2 protein-coding genes are annotated in these 3532 nt (G+C 25.3%); both read right to left on the bottom strand.

The features are described from left to right. On the bottom strand, nucleotides 1–234 hold a 234-nt coding region (locus T390_RS04150), incomplete at its 3' end, for a hypothetical protein (protein ID WP_156930768.1). A 307-nt stretch (nucleotides 235–541) separates the two neighbouring features. Beyond that, nucleotides 542–3244, bottom strand: coding sequence for a Smc domain-containing protein (locus T390_RS0103510; RefSeq protein ID WP_027335096.1), 2703 nt, complete (start codon nucleotides 3242–3244; stop codon nucleotides 542–544). Between the last annotated feature and the right edge of the window lie 288 nt (nucleotides 3245–3532).

Below are 3532 nucleotides of genomic sequence, written 5' to 3'. Positions count from 1 at the left end.
AGAGTAATTTAATTGCATCATATTCAAAATTTTATGTGCTTTAGTTATAGAAATATGATTAAAATGAACCTTGAATCTGTTTCTATAAAATATTTGATTTGCGTATTCTAAGTCTTTTTCAGAATCATTAATGTAAACGTGAATGTGTTTAGATCTATATTTTATTTGGCTATTATATGAATGTTTCACTGTTGTTTCGATACAGTAAACATTGTTTAAACTTTTAAATTTCATTATAATTATATTGCCCTTTCTATTTGGTTGTTATATTTATATTTTAGGGCAAAAATTATAAAAGTGGGGTTCAATTTTGGAACCTCACTTTTATAATGAATAATTAGGAAAGCTTTATATTTTAATAATTATGATCAACAGTTTTTAATTGATTATTTATGAATTGTTTAATTTCATATAATACACTACTTATCTTAGCGGTTGGAGTTTTACCTATTTCAGGGTTTTGTAAGTTATTATTTTTTACTAAGCTGGTGAATTTAGAATCAGCTTGTCCTCATGTAAAAGGTCATTTAGTTTTATTTTCTTAATTTGCAATTCAGTCTTCTAATTTCTTAAACACTTCTTTAGCTTCATTAATGATAGGAATAATATATTCACAATATTTGTCATGAATTTCAGGAATTTGATTCAAGAAACTTGCATAAGCTGATTCAAATTTAGGTTTTACTGTTTCATATGTTGTATTTAATAGATCTAATAATTCGAAATTAACATTTTTATTATTTGTACTTGGAGCTACAAAGAAATTGCTTTCAATTGCTTCATCTGTAAATTGCGGTTGGCTAAAAATTAAGCTACCATTTTGTAATAATGATCTAATTCCATCTACACCTTTTGTTGTATATCAAGTGTTTCATTTAGTAAAGAAATCATTGTAATTTTGAGTTAATCATGTTTTTGGGACATCCACAATATAAGGATATTTATCTGTTTTTAGGTTAAAGATTCTTAAACCTTTTTCATTCATATATGGAGCATTAGCATCATTAATAAAGTTTTCATATATGTATGCTAAATATAATAATTTTCCTCTAATAATAAGTAAATTGTTTTTATTGTAAAAATCAGCATAATTTTTAACTAAATTTTCATCAGTTAAATTATTAAACTCATCAGAAACATTTTTGAATTCATTTAGGTAATTTTCTAAGTTATAATTTGCATTTTCAAAGTAACGTTGTGCATCAAACGGTTTACGAGTTAAAACTGGATTATTATCTAATTGACTCTTAATATTGTTATTAACTGTTTTATAGTCATTTGCCAAACTTACAAGCTTATTATTTAAAGTATTGATACTGCTTTTAACATCAGCATAGTGTTCATAGTCAGTATTTTTTACGCTATTTACAATTGTTTGTAATTCATTAAATTGAGTAATTAATTCAGGGATTATTAAACTATTTTGAGTACCTAGTTTAACAAAATCTGTAAATGTATTTAAACTATTTGCTTTAGTGTGAGCTTTGTCATTTAAAGCTGTTTTATAGTTATTAATAGCATTATTTAATTCTTCAGTTTTGTCTTCTAAATCAGAAAAATTTTCTGCATTATTTAAAGTGTTTTTAGCTTCAAGCGCTGAATCGTATACATCTTTAACTTTTTGAATTTCATCTGCGATTTCAGGATCTGTTTCGGAATCAATTAACTCCTTAGCTTTAGTTAATGCTGCATCAAAATCATCTAAAGTTCTTACTCAATTATTTGCTTTTCTAAATCTATTTTCAGCAGTAAAGATTAAATCATTAAGTTTTTCTTCGGTATCTGCAATTGATTTATCGCGTTTAATTGTTTCAATATCACCAGTTAAATAATTAATTATTGGATCGTATTTGTTATTAGTGTTATTAGTCTTAAGATCATCTAATTTATCTTCTAACTTCTTGATGCCATCATTTAACTCATCAACTATTTTTTTAGTCTCATTATACATTTCTTCAGCAGTTTCGCTTGTAGCTTCATATGACATTAATGAGTCTTTGAGATTTTCTAGGTGTGAATCTATAGAATATGGGCTTGCATTATTTAATAATCTATTAATTGCATTATATGTTTCCGAATAATTTGGATCATCTTTCATTTTATTCATAAGCTCATTAATTTTTTCTTTTTTAGCATCAATTTTATTTACTAAATCAGCTTTTTCATCAAAAATTGGTTGTGCTTTTTCACTAGCAGTATTATATGCACTTGTTAAATCGTTTATAGCTTCTTGCACTTGTTCATCAGATCTATTTTCGGCATTAGCTTTTGCATCTTGTTTAGTAAGTTCTGTATTAAGTTCAGGTTTAATATCATCAAATGCAGGGTCATCTCCCATTTTGTTTAAAAGATCAATTGTTTTTTTCTTAATTTTTTCAAAATCTGCAGTTACATTTGCGGTGTGATTATTTTTATCAATAACTTCTTTATCTTCATTCGCTTTCTTGATTGCGTCTTTTAGATTATTTAGAGCTTCAGTTAATTCAGCGACTGTATTATCTTTATTAACTTCATTATCATTTAGAGCTTTATCAAGATTATTAACAATATCAGCATAAATTGGGTCAGTTAAAGAATCTTTTAATGAGTTAATATCATTTTTAGCGTTTGTTATCTCACCAAGTATTTGATTTTTATTATTATTTAATTCATCTAAAGCATTATTAAACTCATTAATAGCATTATGTAATGCTTCAGCTTCATTTTCAAAATTTGCATCTGGATTATTTAGTTCATTTTGAGCTTGTTTTATAGCGTTATCCAGTTTTTCTAGGTTAGATTCAAGATCTTTATTAGTTAAATTATCGCTATATACTTTATTTGCTTCTTTGATTTTATCTTCTAAAGTTTTTTTAAGTTGATCTTGTTTGTTTTTGTCTAATTCTGCTTTTTTAAGTGCATCGATAAAATCATCTAATTTATTTTGTAAATTAGTTGTATTCGCAATTATTTCTGGCTTTGTAGAATTTAAAGCGTTTGTAGCATCAGTTATCGCATTAGCTAAATTCTTAGCTTCATTTTGAACTTTAGCATTATCTTTATTTTTTTCTAATTCAGTTTTTGAATCATTAATTAGTTTTTGTAATTTATTCTTTAATTCAGTTAATTCATTATCTTGCTTATTATCTATAACATTATTTTTATGCTTTGTATCTTTACAGGCTCTTATTAATGGTATTGACCCTGTTACGACAATTGCTGCACTTGTAGCTGCCACCAATATTGAAAGTGATTTTTTAGCCATATTACTCCTAGTTATTTATATAAAAATGTCAAATTTAACTTAATTATAGCAAGGAAGGTTATTTTTTTTTTTTTGTAAACAACATCAAAAATACTGAAAAAATATCATTATTTATACAATAAATAAAAATTAACCCCAAATTTTGAGGTTAACCATTAAAATATATTAATTTATTTCTAAAGTATATTCTTTTTCTGTATCAAATGAACCATCACTTAAAACACAATATCAATGCAATGTATATACATCACTATTTTTTGTAACATAAATACCCTTGTTAGAACCTGA

The sequence above is a fragment of the Mycoplasmopsis felifaucium ATCC 43428 genome (assembly GCF_000687775.1).
Lineage (GTDB): Bacteria > Bacillota_I > Bacilli_A > Mycoplasmatales > Metamycoplasmataceae > Mycoplasmopsis > Mycoplasmopsis felifaucium.
This window is presented reverse-complemented; position numbering and strand designations above follow the sequence as displayed.